This is a genomic window from Streptomyces sp. NPDC093221 (assembly GCF_044753885.1).
GTDB lineage: Bacteria > Actinomycetota > Actinomycetes > Streptomycetales > Streptomycetaceae > Actinacidiphila.
Window position 1 is genome coordinate 1 of sequence record NZ_JBIVOA010000007.1, and the last position, 17,648, is coordinate 17,648.

Here is a 17,648-nt window from a genome sequence, read left to right on the forward strand (position 1 = left end):
CCGCGGTTCCCGCGAACACCGCCCGCATCCTGGGCATCATCGGCCTGGACCAGGTTTTCACCATCCACCCGGACGCCACGACGGCCACCGCCCGCCACTCCGCCGCCAGTTGATCCTGCTCCGGACAGCGTCAGCCAAGGGGGCCAGCGTCCGGGTGGCCGCGCTCTGCCGCCTCCGCCAACCCCGCTGCTGCGCGCTCCATTACTTGCCGCCTGCCTGCTCCAGGGCGGCCTCGTAGGCGTACAGCGCGGCGATGACCGTGGCGCGGTCGGCGGGGTCGAGACCGCGCATGACGCGTTCCCAGGCAGAGGCACTGCCGGAGAGCCATGCGCCGATCGGTGCGGCGTAGCCGTTGGCGGTGGCCCCGGTGCGGCGGGGGAGGTGGAAGGCGATGCCGCCCACGGCACTGGCCGCGCCGGTGATCAGAACGTTGTCTGGTGGGTGCGGCCGCCAGCGGCCGGGCGGGCAGGGAGACCCGCTCGGCCCGGGTACCGCAGCCGGGACGGGGAATCAGGCGTTGACCGAGGCTTCGTGTCCGGCGTCCTTCGCCGATGTCCGTGTCCGGGGCAGGACGAGATAGGTCAGGGCCAGTCCGATCAGGCTCAGGACCGCGCCCGCCAGGCCGGTCCACCGCAGAGCGCCGGCGGCGACGATCGCGCCGCCGATGACCGAGCCGGCTGCCGCACCGAGGTTGAAGGCGCCCACGTTGACGGACACCGCCAGGCTCGGCGCGGCGCCCGCGTGGTACAGGATCAGTCCCTGTAGCGGGGCGATGGTCGCGGTGGCGAACAGACCGAGTACCAGGACTGCCGCCACGGCGGTGGGCTGCCACACCACGGCGAACGGGATGAGCGAGAGCGTCGCCGCGAGCCCGCCGAAGACCCCGCGTACGGTGGCGCTCATCGACTTGTCGGTCAGCTTTCCGGCGGTGAGGTTGCCGAGAAAGCTACCCGCGCCGTAGGCGAGCAGCAGACCGGAGACCGCGTCGGCGGAGAAGCCGGAGACCCGGGTCAGCAGCGGCGCGATGTAGGTGAACAGTGTGGCGACCCCGGAAAAGCCCACCGCGGTGGTGGCGATGGCGAGCATGACCGGCCGACGGGTCACCACGCGTATCTCGTCACGCAACCGCGTGGACGGTGCTTCCTGACGGGGCAGTACGGCGGCCAGGAGCACGGTGCCCACCAGGGACAGAACGGTCAGCGCGGCGAATGGAGCCCGCCATCCGGCGCTTTGCCCGAGCAGTGCCCCCAGGGGCACTCCGAGGAGCGTGGCCACGGTGAAGCCGGAGGCCACGGTGGCGATGGCCGAGCCCGTCTTCTCGGCCGGGACCACCCGAACCGCCGTCACCAGCGCCAGCGCCAGGAAAGCGGCGTGACTCAGCGAGGACACCACGCGGCCCACCAGGAGCAGGCCGAACGACGGCGCCACGGCGCTCGTCGCACTGCCCGCCGCGAACAGCAGCATCAGCCCGATGGCGAGGCCCTTGCGCGGCAGACGCGAGGTCAGCAGGGCCATGAGCGGCCCTCCGACCACGACTCCGAGCGCGTATGCGGTCACTGCCTGTCCGGCGGTTCCCACGGAGACGCCCAGATCCTCGCCGACCTGGGGCAGCAACCCGGCGATCAGGTACTCCGAGGTACCCACGACGAAGACGCTTACGCACAGTGCGGCGAGCGCCGCGAAACCCTTGTTCACCTTCATGCCGCAGACGCTAAAGTCTCACATGGGTATGAGAGTCAAGCCCGAACGGGCAATGTTCGCGCGACTGTCAGGAGGTCCCTGTGCGTATCGGTGAGTTGTCCCGGCGTACCGACGTGGCCGTGTACTTGTTGCGCTACTACGAGGAGCAGGGTCTCCTCCATCCGCAGCGTCGTCCCAGCGGTTACCGGGAATACGTCGAGGAGGACGTCGCCGTGGTCCGCCGCATCCGCAGCCTGCTGGCCGCCGGCTTGGGCACCTCCACGATCACCGCGGTCCTGCCGTGCCTGCGGGATACCGGCGACCGTCTCGTCCCCACCTGCTCGGACCTGCTCGCCGACCTCCACCAGGAACGCGATCGCATCGCTCAGGCCATCAGCGACCTTCAGGCTTCCATGGACGCGCTCAACAACGTCATCGCTGCGGCCCCAGCCGACGTCACTCGCAGGGCACTTGCTTCACTCGACGTGTGAACGAATCGACTCTCACCGCCGTACCCCGACGGCGCTGAGGTCCCCAAGGTGGCGCCCGGCCTGTCGAAAGGGTTACGGAGTTGGCCCGCGTATGGCCCGGATCTTGGTGACCGACTCCCGCCAGATGCCGAGCAGTGCCCGCACCTTTACTTGTCCTCGCGGCACCCGGATTGCCACCGCGGTCCTGCCCGTGGAAGCGCACCGGCGGACAGGTGCGAGGCAGAAGCGGCCGTGCGGCATCGCGGTCACCGTCGAACAGCCGGGGTCGTGCGAACTGTCCAGGAGCCGCCGGGTCGTCGGGGTCCCTGTGAACGTCTGTCTCGGCTGCGGGCACATGCTCCATGCCGTCCCAGCAACCCCATTCTGATTGCGGAGAACGCCGTCCGTCCGCGGGGGCCGGGGTGGTCGTATGGGCTGATATGCCATACCGCCCAATAGGCGCAGACCAGCGCGTCGGCTACGAAGGGGCTTTGTACCTGTGCTACGGCAGAGTCCTCGGCGCGAGTGTTGCCAACACATCTGCGAGAGTGGGCTTTGGTGAGTTGGGCGATGGCCGCACCAACCAGGCCCCCGCGGCGCCGCCGCACCGGCTAATCGTGGCATGCCATGATCCTGGCGGGCTGGTGCCACCGGCATCACGCCATACGCTGGGGATGCCGCGTCGGAACAACGCTTCCAGCCGAGGCCGAGGTGGTCGTGCTTGTGCTGCCGAAGCGAAGGTGTGGAAGCAGCGCGGCCAACCTCGGGCAGGCCCGATATTCTTGGTACCGGCCGTATCGGTTCGTAAACGGCGCTTTGCGCCTCCGCGGGTCCGCTCGATGACGCAGTGGCCTCGCCGGAGTTCGGGTCTCCTGGAGTGCCGTAGAAGTGAGCGTCCCAGGCGATCGGCTGTGGCTGAGCCTGGCGAACTCCGCGGCGAGATTGTGGACTTCTCCGCTGTGGATCAGGGGGAATATGACCTGGCCTCTACCGCGCTGCCCCAAATGCTCTGTCAGCAAAGCTGTGACCAACTCGCCGACGAGTACGCTGCCGCAGACCAACTGGTTCAGCAGATTGCCTTAACTGTTCTTGGCGGGGCCAAGGGCGGCAGGAGAGGATCGGCCCTGCTGACGACCGTCGGCCTCTTGGATTTGAGGGGGCGCGCTTGAGTGGCGTCATGAAGGACGTACTCCTCTGGGGCCCAGGTGGTCGCGTTCTCATTGCTGTTACCAGAGGCACGGGATCCAGAATTGGTTACGTCTTCAATGTGGTCAACGTGGACGGTAATATCGTCTTCCTCGACTACCAGTTAGGAAAGGCCCAGCCGGTAGGCTGGGGGAGTGCTAACTCATGAGGATGAACTGACGAGCTGTCAATGACTGAAGTGCTGGGCGCTACCTCTACTTTGTTGGTGCAGGGCGGTGCAGGCCGGGACCCGGAGACGATGAGGCTTGAGCCGGAGCACGCCTACGTCGAGGACGGGCACGCAGTCATTCCCTACAACTCCCGAGCCTTTTTGGACGAAGGCCGAAAAAGGGAGCGGCTGCTGGGAAATCTACCGGTCCTGGTAGATCTCTCTCTACTGGAGTGTGCCGATACATGACCGTCCAGGAAGTACTGGCACGCCCAGAGGCTCAGGACAGCGAATGATACGGCGATGAGTTCGCCTTGCTTGACCGGACGGCCCTGCCGCCCGACGGAGTCGTAGCGGTACTGCGCCACGGCTGTGGCTGTCGAGGCGCTCGCGCCGGCGGCGGTTGCCCACAAGTTGATGGCTGAGACTTGTCCCGGTGCATCACCCGCCGGTCCTCCCGCCGCAGCGGGCAACCGGCCTCCCGCGAAGCCGAACGCGACTGATCGTTCTCAACGGCACCACGGTCACCCTGGCACGAAGCGACCCTGACCCTGGGCCCCGAGGCCACTTTTCCATAGAGTCCGTGGACGTGACCATTGTCCTGAACCTCGCCACCATAGTGATCGCCTCTCTGGCATTGCTGCTGGCCCTGCGGCAGAACCGCCTCAGCAACGGAGGGAACCACCTGCCGGTGATCCTCGAAGCCTTCAAGTTAGTCCACGGCCCGGAGTCGACCTACCTCGAAGATGAGAAGTATGTCTTGAACGATCTAGCCCGGCACTCCGTTGACTGCGGCGTTACCGAACTTCCCGACGAAGCTCGCCCCCATGCATTGAAGATAGGGATGTTCTTCGACGACCTCGGCAGGCTCGTCGCCCACGGCATAATCGATCAGGAACTGGTTGTCGGCTCCTTCGGTACGGGAATCGTCCGCATGTGGGACGCCCTGGCTCCATACGTCTACCAACAGAGACGCGTCCACGACAACCACTTCTGGATCTACTTCGAGGACCTCGCAGCCCGCACCGCTGCTACACCGAACACCCTGGTCTACGCCGCCTTGGGCCTGCGTTCACGCCCACCTCGGAGCCGGTGACACCCAGCGTCATCGCTCGCCCCACCCAGCACAGCATCCGTGACGGAACTGGGGCGGCGGCCTCAGGATCGGCGGCCGCGAGCCGGGCAGCGAACGCCAGTTGGTCGACGCCCGTGCCAGGATCGAGTCGGGTGAGCGCGGACAGCACGGCGTGGGTGAGCGAAGGGGTCGGCAGGAGGACGTAGCCGGTCCGACGGTGTTCAAGGACTGTCCGCAGGTGCGGGTTATCGCCGTAGACTTCGTCGCCCGCGACCCAGCGAACGGGAGCTCCCGCGTCCAGGGCCCGCGCAACCATGGGGGCAGCGAGTTGGGGCTTGGAGGCGAAGGCCAGATCGTCCGGGATGCCCGCGCTCCGGCAGCGTTCCGGGTTCTCAGTCCACGAGCGTGGCACGTACAGGGCTCGGTCGATGGCGGCGTGTCCGCGGGCGGCGGAGTAAACGAGATAGACGGTGACCTGGACGTTCTCGATGTGGCCGGCCGTGCCGGTGTACAGGCGCTGGACGCCGACGGTCGCCGTGCCCTTCTTCAGGTCGCCCGTCTCGTCGACCACGAGCACCGCCTGGTCGTCGGCGAGGTGCTCGATCACGTAGGCGCGCACGTCGTCAGGGACTGCGTCGGCGTCCCATTTCGCACGGTGGAGCAGGTGCTGCATGCCGTCTGGGGCTGCGTCGCCGGCGTGCTCGGCCAGCGTCCAGCAGTTCTTCCTCGGCAGGTCCGAGACTCGGCCGAGCACCAACGCGGTTGCGCGACGTCGGGGTTCGACCCGAGCGAACCGGCCCGTCACGCGACTCATCAGCTGGTCGAACATCGCCCGCCACCGGGCAGGCACTCCGCTGGGCCCCGCGGCCACCGCCTGATTTTCGTTTGTCCACACAACTCACGATGATCAACGGGGGCCGCAGCCATCTCCGCACCAGCCCCGACCAGCAAGGTCACGATCTACGACTGGAGTACTAACAACGGCCAACACAATGAGTTGACCTGTCGCAGGGTGATCAAGCAGCAGGCGAGTTTGAGGATGGCCTCGAGGATGTCAGCTCGTCGTTCCCAGTGGATGCGGAGTCGTTTGAAACCGTGGAGCCAGGCGAAGGTTCGCTCGACGACCCAGCGGTAGGTGCCCAGTCCGGTGCCGTGCCGAGTGCCACGGCGACCGACAGCACGAGCGCCGCAGCGGTGACGCACGAAGCTTCCCGCAGCGCCGGGAGCCCGGCGTGGCCTACAGTCCGGCGGCGGCCGAGGACTACGAGACGCGTAATGAGGCCAAGGTCGGCGTCTCCGACGTTCGGCGCATCGTTCCGCTCGAACACCCACCGGGCTGGCTGCGCCAGGACCAGCTGTGCCATCTCAGTAACCACCAGGTGCCTTCAACGGTGTAGGAGACGTGGCACAGCGGCCCGATCAGCGTCTTCACCCGCGTCGGCGTCCACCGCTGGTCCGCCCATCCGTGGACTAGCGGACCGCGCTGCAACTCTTGCTCCAGCCGGGCGATCTGCGCGTCACTGAGGCGAGGACGGCCGGGCGAACCCTTCAAGGCCACTCCAGCCTCGCGACACTCACCGGCGGTGTGGCCTGGCGGTGGTCAGACGGCGTCGATCACCCGCCGTACTGCGGATTCGATGGCGCGTTGTCCGGCGGGTAGGGGGTGGCCGCGGTTGTCGCCGCCGTTCCGGCCGACGTCGTAGACCCATGGTGAGGCGCTGCACAGTTCGTGACCGTCGAAGCTGTTCAGGACCGAGACGTAGGTAACGTGAGCGCGGGCGGCCGCGGCCCGGGTGGCGGCATCCATCTGCGCGGCCAGGTCGTTGAGATTGGAGCGCTCAGAAGGTGTGAGCCAGCCGCACCGCCTGGTGGCCGACTGCTGCGCGGGGAACAACCGCGGATAGCCGACCACGACTACCCGGGCATGCGGAGCTGTCGTTTTGACCAGCTGATAGGCGCTCAGCAGCTTCCCCGGGAGCGTCTGGCTGATGTAGCTCCTCGCGTGGGCGAGGGTGCGATCCAGGACGCAGTCGCTGAGGAAGCAGTGGGTCAGGATGCGGGAGAAGCCGACATCGTTTCCACCGATAGTGAGCGTGACCAGGCTCGGTGCGGGCCGAAGGGAACGCAGACGGGTCGTCACCTGTGCGGGTTCCCCCTTGAACGTCGAGCTGAGCGCCGAGATTTCCGCCCCTGAACACGCCAGGTGCGCTACGAGATGCACGGCCGCGTCGTCTACCGCCAGCAGCCGGGGCCACGCCTGCGGGCTACGATCGCAGGCGTGGGAAGCGGCGTCGAACGGCGGATTGCCCTCGCCAGAGGAGTAGGAGTCGCCCAGCGCGACAGTCGAGACCGGCGCCGGAAGCGCCGCACTGGATTTCAGGAGCGTGGCGCGAGGTTCGTCCATCCCCAGCCCCGGGCGCGGCATGGACACCAGCACGGTCTGCCAAGTGCCACATAGCCCGTCCGGGGCGGTGCACTGGACTTGTTCGACGTAGAGACGGCCTTCGGCTAGGGCGTACTGGCTGCTGTTTCCGCCTGCGCCGGAGTCGAGCGCGGAGGTGTCGAAGGAGTCCACCGGCGCGCCGGTGGTGTGGCTGTAGGTGTCTACCTGAAAGCTGGTGGAGGTGTACGCGTTATAGGCGACATTGCGCAGCAGCACGATATGGCCGCGGCTGTCGGCTTGGACGGCGACCGGTGCGTAGGCGCGGTTGCGGGCGTCGTCTCTTTCGGGGACGGTACGGGTGAACAGCAGATGGCCCCTGGGATCGACAGCGATCAGGCGGTCGGTGCTGCTTCCAGCCTGAGTGACAGTCAGCAGGACCGGCACCCCCCACGAGGCAGCGGTCCAAGCGTTGATGAGTGGGTCGGCGCAGTATGGCAGGGTGTAACGGCCGGTGCGGCCACTGATGTTGAACACATCGAGGCGGTTAACCGGGTCGTACCGCCAGCAGTCGGGTTTGGAGGTGGGGCCGCTGCGGTTGGTGAGGTACGCGAACACGTAGCCGTCGGGGTTCACAGCGAGCCGCTGCGGCATCTCGGCAGCGGCGGACACCACGCGAACGCGGCCGATGTCGTTGCCGTGGTAGTCGACGTACCGCACGCCGTCTCCGGCGTAGTTCTCCACTACCAGGCCCCGCCGGTAGGCCCCGACGATGCCGGAAGCGTCCGCGGACCGGTTGGCGAACAGCAATGCCCCGGTCGTCGCGGATATGCCGAAGATCACGGCCTGCCAGCCGCAGTTGGTGTACGCGGTGCCGGCGCCGTAGATGTTGCCGTCCGCGCCCGGGACGAGCTGTCCGTATCCGATAGCGACAGGAGACTGGCCGCACGTCACGCTGATGGGGCGGGTCCACTTCAACGCCGCGCCCTGGTACGCCGCCACGACCGAAGGATCGGTGCCGTTGCCGTGCGGGCGTGGGCGGATGCCTACCGTCAGACCACTGGCGCTCACCATGCTGACACAAGACGCCAGCGCTCCTGCGGGCGCGCCGGGAAGCGGAGACCCACCGGCAGTGAACCGCTGCACCATCGGCCCTGTGCTGTCGTTACCCGTGCATCCCTGGACGCTGGAGTTCCCCTGCAAGTCCGTATGGAGCAGCCCTGAACTCTCAACGGGCTGCTGCCATGCCGCAGCCGACGGCTGCGGCATGTCCTGCGGGAGTTCGGCACGTGCCGCGGGTGCCATGAGCCCCGCCGCTAATAGCATTCCTGTCATCGCTGCGACCAGCGCACGTCGTGTCCCCGGCATAAGTCCCACCCCTCAGCTCACCTCCGCGGACCGCCGGGCGGATCACCCGGGCCAAGCGGAATCAGGCGATGTTAGCGGCCGATGTGTCCTTATGAGCCCTGTTCGCCGTTATTGCCTGCCAGATGCTCATTTGGCATCTACTCCGATACGCACTGACAAGCACCTGCCTGTCAGCAGGCGCGTCCGCCCCACCGACTCTCCGGTGCCCTCTGCGCCGTCACAGGCCCCGGGCCCGGACGGATCCCGCTTCGAAATTCCCCGGGCCCGCTGTCACCGTGGATGACCCGTCTAACCGAACTAAGTTGATCGCATGGAGTTGACCTGTGTGGACTTGATTGAGTGAGACGGCTGCGTGTTGCGATTCCGTGGACCAGCACAACACCTAACTGTTCGTTCCCCACCAGCACACGCCCCCCTCACCCCTCGCGCGGACTGAACACGCTATCCGCCGACTCCCCCCGGCCGCTGGCCAAGCGAAGGACCCACCTCGGCGCAGCAACCCCACTCTGAGAACGCGGCCTCATTCCGTCACCCCGCACACGCCGTTTCGTCGGTGCTCCTTCGTGTTGGCAGGGACTGGAGCCGGATGACAGCGCCTCCCGGTCAGATACCGGCCGACGTCCCGGAAACCAGAACCGCCGCTCCCTCCTCGGCAGCAGCGGCTCGATCCGCTCCTACAGCTCATCCGACACAATCCACGGCGAGGCACCAACGACCAGCCCAACGCTCAACTCATAAGCCGGACCCGGCCACCAAAAACCGATCCACCTCATTGTGTTAGCCGTTGTAAGAACTCGTCTACGTGTGACGCCCCGACCGGGCGGCGGTGGCCGCACGAGTCTGCCCGCCGAACGAGCAGAGCGCGACGACCAGCTGTAAAGCTGACGGCGTACCGTCTCGCAGCCCCGGCCGTCCACGCCACCGGGTGACGCCCGGGTCTCGATTCCCTCCGATTCCAGTGTGGAATCCAGGTGGGCGCCTGGGTGCCGGCGCGCGGAGGGCATAGAGGCGGTCGGGGTCCCGGGGCGGGTTTCGCCGACTGCGGCGAGCAGTGAGATGAACTGGTCGGCGAAGTAGAGGCTGGGCACGGGCAGGCCGGCGTCTTCGGCGAGCAGTTTGCCCGCCGTGCGGGATACCGCCCGCTCGATTCGGGGTGCCGGGCCGGGATGCGGCTTGTACTGGCCGAGCCATGACGCGGCTGTGGGTTCGCCGCGTGGCAGGTGACAGGTACAGGCAGTGGGAGGCTGCGCGGTCCTCACCGGCGGCGTACTGCCACCACCGGCGGGCGTCGTAGGCGGCGTCGGCGAGGTGGAGGATGCAGCCCAGGACGCGGGCCGCAGCGTTGTGGGCAGTTGCTCGGTGACCCATTCACTGAGGTTCACGGCGCCCTGGGCCACGACGGCCTCGCCCAGTTGCGTCAGCGGCGCGGCGGGGCTCTGTGGGCCTGTTTCGCTGCCGCGTGGTCCAGGCCCACCCGGTCCTCGCTGAAGCGGTCCGAGGCGACCGGGCGCAGCCCGAGCAGGGAGTCACCGAGTCGGCAGCTGACGCCGCCGTAGAGGAACGACAGTTCCTCGCGCGTCTTGTCGTCCGCGTCCGCGGGCAGCTCGAAGGCCACGGGCAGTCCGAAGAGGTCCTCGTAGAAGGCGCGGGAGCGGTCGACGCCGGTGACCGTGAGGCGGATATGGGCGAAGGCGCGCGGAGTGATCTGCATCCACCCATCATGTGGCCCGGGCGACGGAACGCCCGGTAATCGGGGAAGCGTGAGCGTTCCGGGTGTTGGTGGCGGCCCGCACGGTACGGGCTATTTTCGACGTCGGATGATGATGTAGTACCCGACGACGATTACCAACGAGGCGAGGAACACTACGGCAACCGCCTGTCCGGCACCGGGCTCCGTCGTTGAAACGAGGCTGAGCTGACCGAATGCCTGTGTGGGATCAGGGATGCGATGAATCATTTATTGCCAGCGGCGGAGGCGCGGTGGCTGATCCACGCTATAGCCCCGATCATGCCTATACCGAAGACGAGGGGGATGACGGCCAGCGCCCCGTTGCCTTTTATCGCCGCGCTGACACCCAGAACGATAAGAATGACCGCCGCGAAACCTGCGGCACTTCGACGACCGCGACCGGGGATGGACGAAGGTCGTCCTGAAGCCGTGACCGGCGCAGTGCCGGGGCCGGGCGCTCAGGACGGCGCCCGGCACCGGGACAGGCGCTCAGGACGAGCCCTCGGCCCGCGCTACAGGTCAGTGGCAGGCCGGCAGGTGGGCGGCCTGGACGAAGCCCCAGCGGCCGGACGCGGGGGCGTAACCCAGGATCCAGGCACGGGTGTTGTGCTTACCGCAGTGCTCGGTGGTGAGGTAGAAGGCATCGCCCGCCCGGACGTTGCCGATGGCGAAGGACTTCCCGGCGTCGCGCAGGGTGCCGACCTGCCCGGTGCCCACGTGGACGAGCCCCCGCTTGGACTTGCCGGCGTGCGGGGCGCTCATCGCCACCGACTTGACCGCCCCGCTGCCGCCCACGGCACGACGGTCGGGGAGCTGGCGGTGGTGCGTGTCGTAGGCGTGCGGATCCGTCAGGCAGGATGTGGCGACGAAGCCCCAACTGGGCTCCCCGGCTGCTCCGTAGTCCTTCACCAGCGCGTAGCCGCGGTAGGTGTACCGGACTCCCACGTGGTAGGAGCCGCCCTTCGGTGAGCGCTGCGGCTTCGTCCATCCCCAGTCAGCGATGCCGGCCTTGGGGTAGTTGGCATGGATGAAGCAACTCGGCTGCGAAAGAGTGGTGGAGTGGGTGTACTTGTCGCCCTGCCCGTTGGCGGCGAAGGCGGGGGCCGCCAGGACGGAGGCGGACGCCGCTACTGTGGCGGCGGCGAGTGCGAAAGGCTTCCACAGACGCATGGGGGATCTCCTGATGTCGTGTCGTCGAGGTGTCGTCATGTCGTCGCGCCGGTGCGAGCCGGGGCGTCCGGCCGGGTTCCGGGCCGGACGGGCTACGAGCCCGGGGGCCGGGGCGGCCGGGCGTCCGCCGGACAGCGGCGCCACTGACAGGTCTAGGTGTCCAGGGGGGTGTCCGCCCAGCTCTCCGTGTCCGCGGACGTCCGCGGACACCGGCGGACACCTGACGCGGGCAGAGCTTTCGAGGGGACGAGGAACGGGATGACACAGGCACCGGACCCGGTCGCGGCATGGCACGACCTGATGGCGGCACTCGTGCGACGATCCGGGCTGAGCGTGCGCCAGCTCGCCGCCAGGGCGGGCTACAGCAGCACCTACTGCAACGAGGCGACCAACGGCACGCGCGTCCCGCCGTGGCCGGTGGCCGAGGCGATCATCACCGCCCTCGGGGACGGTGCCGAGGCCCGATTACCCGCCTGGCGTGCCGCTCGCCAGGCCCTGGGGATGTCCGCGGACACCGGCGAGAACGCCGACGCCGGCCCGCTCGTCCCCCCGGCCGTCACCCCGCCGGGAGCGCCGGGAGCAGCCGCGCCCCGCGGGCCGGCCGAAGTCCCGCCGACGCCCCCGGCCGAGGCTCCCCCGGGGGTGCCCGCCACCCCTGACCCGCGCCCGGCGTCCGCCGACGGGCCCGCGACCCCTGCCGCCGGGCCGACCGCACAGCCGGCGCCGCCCGGAGCCACCCCTGCGCCGCGGTCACGGCAGCGGCGGGTCCTGCTCACCGCCTCAGTGACCGCGGTCGTGATCGCGGTGCTCGGCTACGCGGCCGTCGCGTTCCACCCCACCGGACACCGGAACGGCGCCGTCCCGTCCGGTCCCGGCCGCACGCCGGGGCGGTCCCAGCCGGGCGACTTCCCCTGCCGCGCCACCCGGCAGTACGTCGTCACCAGCGACGGTAACGTCCTCGACGCCCACGGCGCCCCGGTGGGCGACGGCATCCACCGCGGCGACTACTTCGACCTGGCCCCGGAACAGCCGCACAGCCACTACGCCCACCGCTACTACGGCTCCGTCGTCGGACGCGAACTCTCGGGCTACGTCGACCAGGCCAGGATCCACCTGAGCGGCACGGTATGCCTCACCCCCCGCCGCTGAGACGCCGGCAGGCCAACGGATCGCGGCGTGGCCGACCGGCCCCGCGGACGCCCAGGTGCCCCCGCGCAGGCAGAGGTCGCTGGTCTGCGCCGGGGTGACGGGGTGACGGGGCAAGCGCGTACGGGCCGTGACCCCTGATCTTGGACACACGAGACACCGGATCCTGAGGACCTGAGGACGGACATCTCGTGGTCATGAAGAGCTATCCGCCGCAGTTCAAGGCGGACGCGGTCACGCTGTACGAGTCGCGGCCCGAGGCAGCGATCAGGCAGCTTGCCGCTGATTCGGGGATCGACCCGGCGACGTTGCGGAACTGGGTCCGGGCGGCCGGAGTCAGCCGGCCACGGGGACGCCGGACAGCGGCACCCGCGGAACCGCCGACGCCGTTGGAAACGGAGAACACGCCCTGCGCAAGAAGGTCCACGAACTGGAAGAGGAACGGGAGATCCCGCGGAAGGCGGCCAAGTATTTCGCCGGGGAGACGCGCTGGTGAACCGCTTCCAGTTCGTCGCCGACCACCAGCGCCGCTACGGCGTCAACCGGCTGTGCGCCATCCTCGGCATCGCCCGCTCCAGCTTCTACTGCTAGCACGCAACAGCCGGTGCACGGTCAGCCCGGCAAGCGGCAGACGCTCACCTCGCCACCCGGATACGGGAACTGCACCGCGAATCGGACGGCACCCACGGCGTCCCCAGGATCACCGCCGAGCTCCGGAAGGCGGGCGAGTACGTCAACCACAAGCGCATTGCGCGCGTGATGCAGAAGATCCCTCGGCCAGGCTTTTCAGCAGGAATCGCGAACATCACTCAATTCCTACTAGCGGCTACCAGACCAGCAGTTACAGGTCCGATATTCTTCTTGATTTCCTCCATCGGAAGACCTGATCCAGCAAGGATTTCGATTACTCGAATCTTCACTGCTTGACGAACCTCCGAACTGGGGGAAGTGACGAGCTCTTCAAGGAGGTGAGCACATCTCACCACCACGGGGTCACCTGGTAGCTGTCTCTCTAGCGCAGGGACGAGCACAGGCCAGACAAACGCCTCGGACAGCAGCGAATAAATCCCTATTTCCTGCGGAACTAGACCTAGGTCGCGCGCCGACTCGACCTCAGCGGCCTCCAGCTCCTCAACCAAGGGAGAGCACTCGGGCAGCCAGTGGAGCAGAGCTGCGCGCATATACTCGCCATCAGGAGATACTTTTTTAGACACGGGCACAGTCACCTCGTTGCATCATCGATGTTTTGGGGGCTACGCCACAGGGGGAGGCCCGCAGTCCCCACCAGAAATCTCACAATAGCTAATCCCGCCCCTCAGATACTGTACAACAACGTCGACTATGAGGAGGCTATCGGTAATGCCACCTAGCGTACTCAGTATGCCCGCTGTTCTCAGGCGCGGGCCGCTAGTCCGGAGCGCAGGCTTGTATGGCCTCTCCTGGAACTGCGAACCTGTGACCGATTCAAGCGCTGGCGAATTCGCAACCCGGTTAATTTCACCGCGAATAGTCCTATCAGCCTCAGTGGGTTCGTTGAGGTACGTCGTAACCTCGCCAGCCTTGTCGACGGATTCGTCCGTTCGTGATGGCGTGAGCAAGAAGCCGTGGATCGTGGATGACGGGTTGTGGGCTCGGATCGAGCCGCTGCTTCCGGCATGGCCGGACCTGTCGCCGGGCCCGCGGCCCGTGGATGATCGGCGCTGCCTGCAGGGCATCCTGTTCGTGCCGTACACCGGCATCACCTGGCAGCAGTTGCCGCTGGAGCTCGGCTCCGGCTCCGGGCAGACCTGCTGGCGGCGCCTGGGTCGTTGCAGGCGGCCGGAGTGTTCGAGGACCTGCACCGCACACTCCTGGCCGAGTTGAACACGGCCGGCCTGATCGACTGGACACGCGCCTGCGTGGACGCCTCCCACGTACGCGCGAAAAAGGGGGCGAGGCGACAGGCCCCTCGCCGGTTGACCGCCGCACGACCGGCAGCAAACACCACCTGATCAGTGACGGCGGCGGCATTCCGTTCCACGTGATCACCTCCGCCGCCAACGTCAACGACCGCCCGTCGCCGGCCGAGTCGGGCACCCCCGCAAACGCCGCGACGCCCCTGCTCGGGGACATGGGCTACGACAGCAACCCCAACCGGCGACAACTGCGCCAGCGCCGGATCCTGCCGGTCATCTCCCGCAAGGGATCACGGGACATCATCGGCCTCGGCAGGCTCCGCCACGTCGTCGAGCAGACCTTCGCCCAACTCCACCAGTTCAAGCGACCTGCCGTCCGCCGGGAACGACGCCTCGACCTCCACAACGCCTTCGTCTCACTCGCCTGCGCACTCATCTGCTGGCGACGCCTCAACAACGCATCCTCATGATCATGTTACGAGTTCTCAGGTGTCAACGCCCGCTTCGGTCGCATGTCAACGCCCGCGAACCTGCCCGCACGTTGGCGCGCGTGGCCACTCACCGGTGACGCGCGTACGGTTGGCACGATGCCCCGGTCCCCGGCAGCGGGTTTTTGATCTGTCTGGAAGAGGCGCATCGGGTGCATGTATTTCACGGAAACCCAAGGGCGCGTGGGCGCGCAACAGCGGCGCCCGGGGGCATCGACGCCCGGACGCCGCACACGGTCACTGCGGCGGCCAGTCTTCCGGCCGACCGTGTCGTCGGCGAACTGGCCTCCAGCAGGGACGGTCTTCGCGCGAAGGCGGCGGCGGAGCGGCTGCTGCGATGGGGGCCTAACGCCGTGTCGTCGCACCGTGCGCGGGCGCTTCCCGTGCTGTGGCGGCAACTGCGGTCTCCGCTGCTGGGACTGCTGCTGGCTGCCGCGGCCGTCTCCTACGGTGTCGGAGAGCGCAGCGCCGCCGTGATCATCGCGGTGATCGTCGCCCTCTCGGTGGGCCTCGGCTTCGTCAACGAGTTCCGGGCCGAGAAGGCCGCCGAGGCGCTGCACAGCCAGATCCGCCACCAGGCGGTCGTCTTCCGCGACGCCAAAGCGGTGAGCGTTCCGGTGACCGACCTGGTACCGGGAGACGTGGTCAGCCTCCGGCTGGGTGACATCGTGCCCGCCGACGTGCGGCTGCTGGAGGCGACCGACCTGGAATGCGACGAGTCCGTCCTCACCGGTGAGTCGCTGCCGGTGTCCAAGGCGACGGACCCGGTTCCGGCCGGGACGGCGCTGGCAGACCTGACCTGCTGCGCCCTGATGGGCACGGTCGTCCACTCCGGCAGCGGCCGCGCTCTGGTGGTCTCCACCGGCGCCGATGCCGAGTTCGGGAAGATCGCGGTCGGGCTGAGCGGCCACCAACTGGAGACGGAGTTCCAGCGCGGGCTGCGCCGATTCTCCATGCTGCTCGTCTACGTCGCGGGCTCCCTCACCGCGTCGATCCTCGTGATCAACGTGGCGCTCCACAAGCCGCTCATCGACTCGCTGCTCTTCTCGCTCGCCATCGCGGTCGGCATCACCCCCCAACTGCTCCCGGCTGTCGTCTCCACCAGCCTGGCCGCCGGGTCGCGGCGCATGAGCCGCCGCAAGGTACTGGTCAAACGCCTGGTCTGCATCGAGGACCTCGGTGACGTCAACATGCTGTTCACCGACAAGACCGGCACCCTGACCCTGGGGCGCATCGACTTCATGCGCGCCGTGCCCGCAGGCGACGACTCTCCCGAACAGGTACTGCGCTGGGGCCTGTTGAGTACCGAGAGCAATGCCGCCGACGGCTCGGCGGTGAGCGGCAATCCACTGGACGCCGCCTTGTGGGGCTCACCCGCGGCGCAGACCCAGCACACGGCTCTCGCCGCCTGGACGCAGGTGGCGGTACTGCCGTTCGACCACCAGCGGCGGATGGTCTCCACCGTGGTCCGCGACGGCTCCGGCACGGCGATCCTGGTCACCAAGGGCGCCCCGGAGAGCGTGCTGGAGCGCTGCGTCGACGTACCGGACACCGCCAGGAAGGCGCTGGAGACCGAGTTCGCCGCGGGCAACCGCGTCGTGGCCGTCGCCACCCGGCCGGCTCCCGGTTTGCGGAAGCCCACCGCCCCGGACGAGAACACCCTGCACCTCAGCGGCCTGCTGGTATTCCTCGACCCGCCCAAGCCCGATGCGGCAGCGGCGCTGCTCCGGCTCGCTGGCCTGGGGATCGACGTCAAGATCGTCACCGGCGACAACCCCGCGGTGGCGGTCCGGGTCTGCCACGACCTGGGTCTGCCTGCGGCCACCGCCCTGACCGGGACAGACCTGAACACGCTCGACGACAACCAGCTCATCGAGGCGATCGAGCGCACCACGGTGTTCGCCCGCGTGAGCCCGGAGGACAAGGCACGCATCGTCCGTGTCCAGCGCACCACCGGAAACGACGTGGCGTTCCTCGGTGACGGCGTCAACGACGCCCTCGCCCTGCACGCCGCGGATGTCGGGATATCCGTCGACTCCGCCACGGACGTGGCCAAGGACGCCGCCGACGTGATCCTGCTGGAGAAGGACCTCGACGTGCTCGCCGACGGGGTCACGGAGGGACGCCGGATCTTCGCCAACACCATCAAGTACGTCCTCATGGGCACGTCCAGCAACTTCGGCAACATGTTCAGTGCGGCCGGTGCCTCGCTCTTCCTCAGCTTCCTCCCGATGCTGCCGTCGCAGATCCTGCTCAACAACCTGCTGTACGACTCCAGTCAGCTCGCCATCCCCACCGACAACGTCGATGAGGTGCAACTGCGCCGCCCCTCGCACTGGGACATCGGTTTCATCCGTCGCTTCATGATCTGCTTCGGGCCGATCAGTTCGGTCTTCGACTTCGCGACCTTCGGCGTCATGCTGTGGGTCTTCCACTCCGGTGCGACGCAGTTCAGGACCGGCTGGTTCGTCGAGTCACTCGCCACCCAGACGCTGGTGATCTTCGCCATCCGTACCCGCCGCATTCCGTTCTGGCGCAGCCACCCCAGCCTTCCCCTGGTGCTGGCGGCGTTCGGCGCGGCTGCGGTCGGCGCCGTACTGCCGTCGACTCCGCTGGCCCACACCCTCGGATTCCAGCCTTTGCCGGCAGGGTTCTTCGCGGCGCTGGCGGCCCTGACCGTCTGCTATCTCGGACTGATCGAAGCGGGCAAGTGGCTCTTCTACCGCACCTTGCCGTCGCCGGACACTGTTCCCTTGCCACACGCGGGTCACCGGCGCCTGCTGCGACGGCGGGCCGCACGCTTCAGCTCGCTGAAGCGTGCGGCAGGCGGCACGGCCCGGGTGTAGGCGTGTACTGACCCTGAATCGATGACTACGGCGTCCCGGCCCTCTGG

General features: G+C 67.9%; 13 protein-coding genes and 5 pseudogenes. 10 read left to right on the forward strand and 8 right to left on the reverse strand.

Going from position 1 to position 17,648, the window contains the following annotated elements:
- Window positions 1–201: 201 nt before the first annotated feature.
- Together ACIQCJ_RS24705 and ACIQCJ_RS24710 are read right to left on the reverse strand one after the other, a co-directional pair.
- Window positions 202–402, reverse strand: coding sequence for a hypothetical protein (locus tag ACIQCJ_RS24705; protein ID WP_402712550.1), 201 nt, complete (start codon window positions 400–402; stop codon window positions 202–204).
- A gap of 108 nt (window positions 403–510) precedes the next feature.
- Window positions 511–1,701, reverse strand: a complete 1,191-nt coding sequence (locus ACIQCJ_RS24710; protein WP_402712551.1) for an MFS transporter — start codon at window positions 1,699–1,701, stop codon at window positions 511–513.
- Between the two features lie 80 nt (window positions 1,702–1,781).
- On the opposite strand from ACIQCJ_RS24710, the gene ACIQCJ_RS24715 reads away from it, so the two are divergent.
- The 4 genes from ACIQCJ_RS24715 to ACIQCJ_RS24730 all read left to right on the forward strand — a co-directional run bounded on the left by ACIQCJ_RS24715 (window position 1,782) and on the right by ACIQCJ_RS24730 (window position 4,600).
- A complete protein-coding gene (locus ACIQCJ_RS24715; RefSeq protein ID WP_266608394.1) occupies window positions 1,782–2,171 on the forward strand; it encodes a MerR family transcriptional regulator in 390 nt (129 codons plus the stop codon).
- Window positions 2,172–3,061: 890 nt separating this feature from the next.
- Entirely contained in the window at window positions 3,062–3,319 is a 258-nt protein-coding gene (locus tag ACIQCJ_RS24720) for a hypothetical protein (protein WP_402712552.1), read from the forward strand.
- A gap of 206 nt (window positions 3,320–3,525) precedes the next feature.
- Window positions 3,526–3,753, forward strand: a complete 228-nt coding sequence (locus ACIQCJ_RS24725; RefSeq protein ID WP_402712553.1) for a hypothetical protein — start codon at window positions 3,526–3,528, stop codon at window positions 3,751–3,753.
- 340 nt (window positions 3,754–4,093) lie between these two features.
- Window positions 4,094–4,600 carry a hypothetical protein gene (locus ACIQCJ_RS24730; RefSeq protein ID WP_402712554.1) on the forward strand — a complete coding sequence of 169 codons (507 nt, stop codon included), beginning with the start codon at window positions 4,094–4,096 and terminating at the stop codon, window positions 4,598–4,600.
- A 175-nt stretch (window positions 4,601–4,775) separates the two neighbouring features.
- Here the strand turns inward: ACIQCJ_RS24730 and ACIQCJ_RS24735 are convergent.
- Window positions 4,776–5,393 (reverse strand): annotated as a pseudogene (locus ACIQCJ_RS24735) (IS701 family transposase); the annotation flags it as partial.
- A gap of 146 nt (window positions 5,394–5,539) precedes the next feature.
- A pseudogene (locus ACIQCJ_RS24740) lies at window positions 5,540–5,758 on the reverse strand (transposase); the annotation flags it as partial.
- 53 nt (window positions 5,759–5,811) lie between these two features.
- Here ACIQCJ_RS24740 and ACIQCJ_RS24745 point away from each other — a divergent pair.
- On the forward strand, window positions 5,812–5,976 hold the full coding sequence (locus tag ACIQCJ_RS24745) for a hypothetical protein (RefSeq protein ID WP_402712555.1): 165 nt from the start codon (window positions 5,812–5,814) through the stop codon (window positions 5,974–5,976).
- A gap of 203 nt (window positions 5,977–6,179) precedes the next feature.
- On the opposite strand, the gene ACIQCJ_RS24750 is transcribed toward ACIQCJ_RS24745, so the two are convergent.
- From ACIQCJ_RS24750 to ACIQCJ_RS24760, 3 genes are all read right to left on the reverse strand, one after another.
- Window positions 6,180–8,033 (reverse strand): SGNH/GDSL hydrolase family protein, encoded by a 1,854-nt coding sequence (locus ACIQCJ_RS24750; protein WP_402712556.1) that lies wholly within the window; start codon window positions 8,031–8,033, stop codon window positions 6,180–6,182.
- Between the two features lie 1,711 nt (window positions 8,034–9,744).
- The gene (locus ACIQCJ_RS24755) at window positions 9,745–10,038 is read right to left on the reverse strand and encodes a VOC family protein (RefSeq protein WP_402712557.1); all 294 of its coding nucleotides are present in this window, start codon (window positions 10,036–10,038) and stop codon (window positions 9,745–9,747) included.
- Window positions 10,039–10,575: 537 nt separating this feature from the next.
- A complete protein-coding gene (locus ACIQCJ_RS24760) occupies window positions 10,576–11,226 on the reverse strand; it encodes a hypothetical protein (RefSeq protein ID WP_401307578.1) in 651 nt (216 codons plus the stop codon).
- 258 nt (window positions 11,227–11,484) lie between these two features.
- Between ACIQCJ_RS24760 and ACIQCJ_RS24765 the strand changes: the two genes are divergently transcribed.
- From ACIQCJ_RS24765 to ACIQCJ_RS24775, 3 genes and pseudogenes are all read left to right on the forward strand, one after another.
- A complete protein-coding gene (locus ACIQCJ_RS24765; protein ID WP_402712558.1) occupies window positions 11,485–12,375 on the forward strand; it encodes a helix-turn-helix domain-containing protein in 891 nt (296 codons plus the stop codon).
- Between the two features lie 194 nt (window positions 12,376–12,569).
- A pseudogene (locus tag ACIQCJ_RS24770) lies at window positions 12,570–12,770 on the forward strand (transposase); the annotation flags it as partial.
- Window positions 12,771–13,017: 247 nt separating this feature from the next.
- Window positions 13,018–13,299 (forward strand): annotated as a pseudogene (locus ACIQCJ_RS24775) (transposase); the annotation flags it as partial.
- On the opposite strand, the gene ACIQCJ_RS24780 reads toward ACIQCJ_RS24775, so the two are convergent.
- A complete protein-coding gene (locus tag ACIQCJ_RS24780; RefSeq protein WP_402712744.1) occupies window positions 13,182–13,598 on the reverse strand; it encodes a hypothetical protein in 417 nt (138 codons plus the stop codon). The pseudogene ACIQCJ_RS24775 and the gene ACIQCJ_RS24780 overlap by 118 nt on opposite strands.
- A 382-nt stretch (window positions 13,599–13,980) precedes the next feature.
- Here ACIQCJ_RS24780 and ACIQCJ_RS24785 point away from each other — a divergent pair.
- A pseudogene (locus tag ACIQCJ_RS24785) lies at window positions 13,981–14,737 on the forward strand (IS5 family transposase).
- Between the two features lie 170 nt (window positions 14,738–14,907).
- Window positions 14,908–17,601, forward strand: a complete 2,694-nt coding sequence (gene mgtA, locus ACIQCJ_RS24790; protein ID WP_402712559.1) for a magnesium-translocating P-type ATPase — start codon at window positions 14,908–14,910, stop codon at window positions 17,599–17,601.
- Window positions 17,602–17,648 lie beyond the last annotated feature (47 nt).

Bases quoted from the DNA above. Each gene is read 5' to 3' on its own strand.
- ACIQCJ_RS24710 (WP_402712551.1), bottom strand. From the start codon at position 1,701: ATGAAGGTGAACAAGGGTTTCGCGGCGCTCGCCGCACTGTGCGTAAGC.
- ACIQCJ_RS24725 (WP_402712553.1), top strand. From the start codon at position 3,526: ATGACTGAAGTGCTGGGCGCTACCTCTACTTTGTTGGTGCAGGGCGGT.
- ACIQCJ_RS24750 (WP_402712556.1), bottom strand. From the start codon at position 8,033: ATGGTGAGCGCCAGTGGTCTGACGGTAGGCATCCGCCCACGCCCGCAC.
- ACIQCJ_RS24755 (WP_402712557.1), bottom strand. From the start codon at position 10,038: ATGCAGATCACTCCGCGCGCCTTCGCCCATATCCGCCTCACGGTCACC.
- ACIQCJ_RS24760 (WP_401307578.1), bottom strand. From the start codon at position 11,226: ATGCGTCTGTGGAAGCCTTTCGCACTCGCCGCCGCCACAGTAGCGGCG.
- ACIQCJ_RS24765 (WP_402712558.1), top strand. From the start codon at position 11,485: ATGACACAGGCACCGGACCCGGTCGCGGCATGGCACGACCTGATGGCG.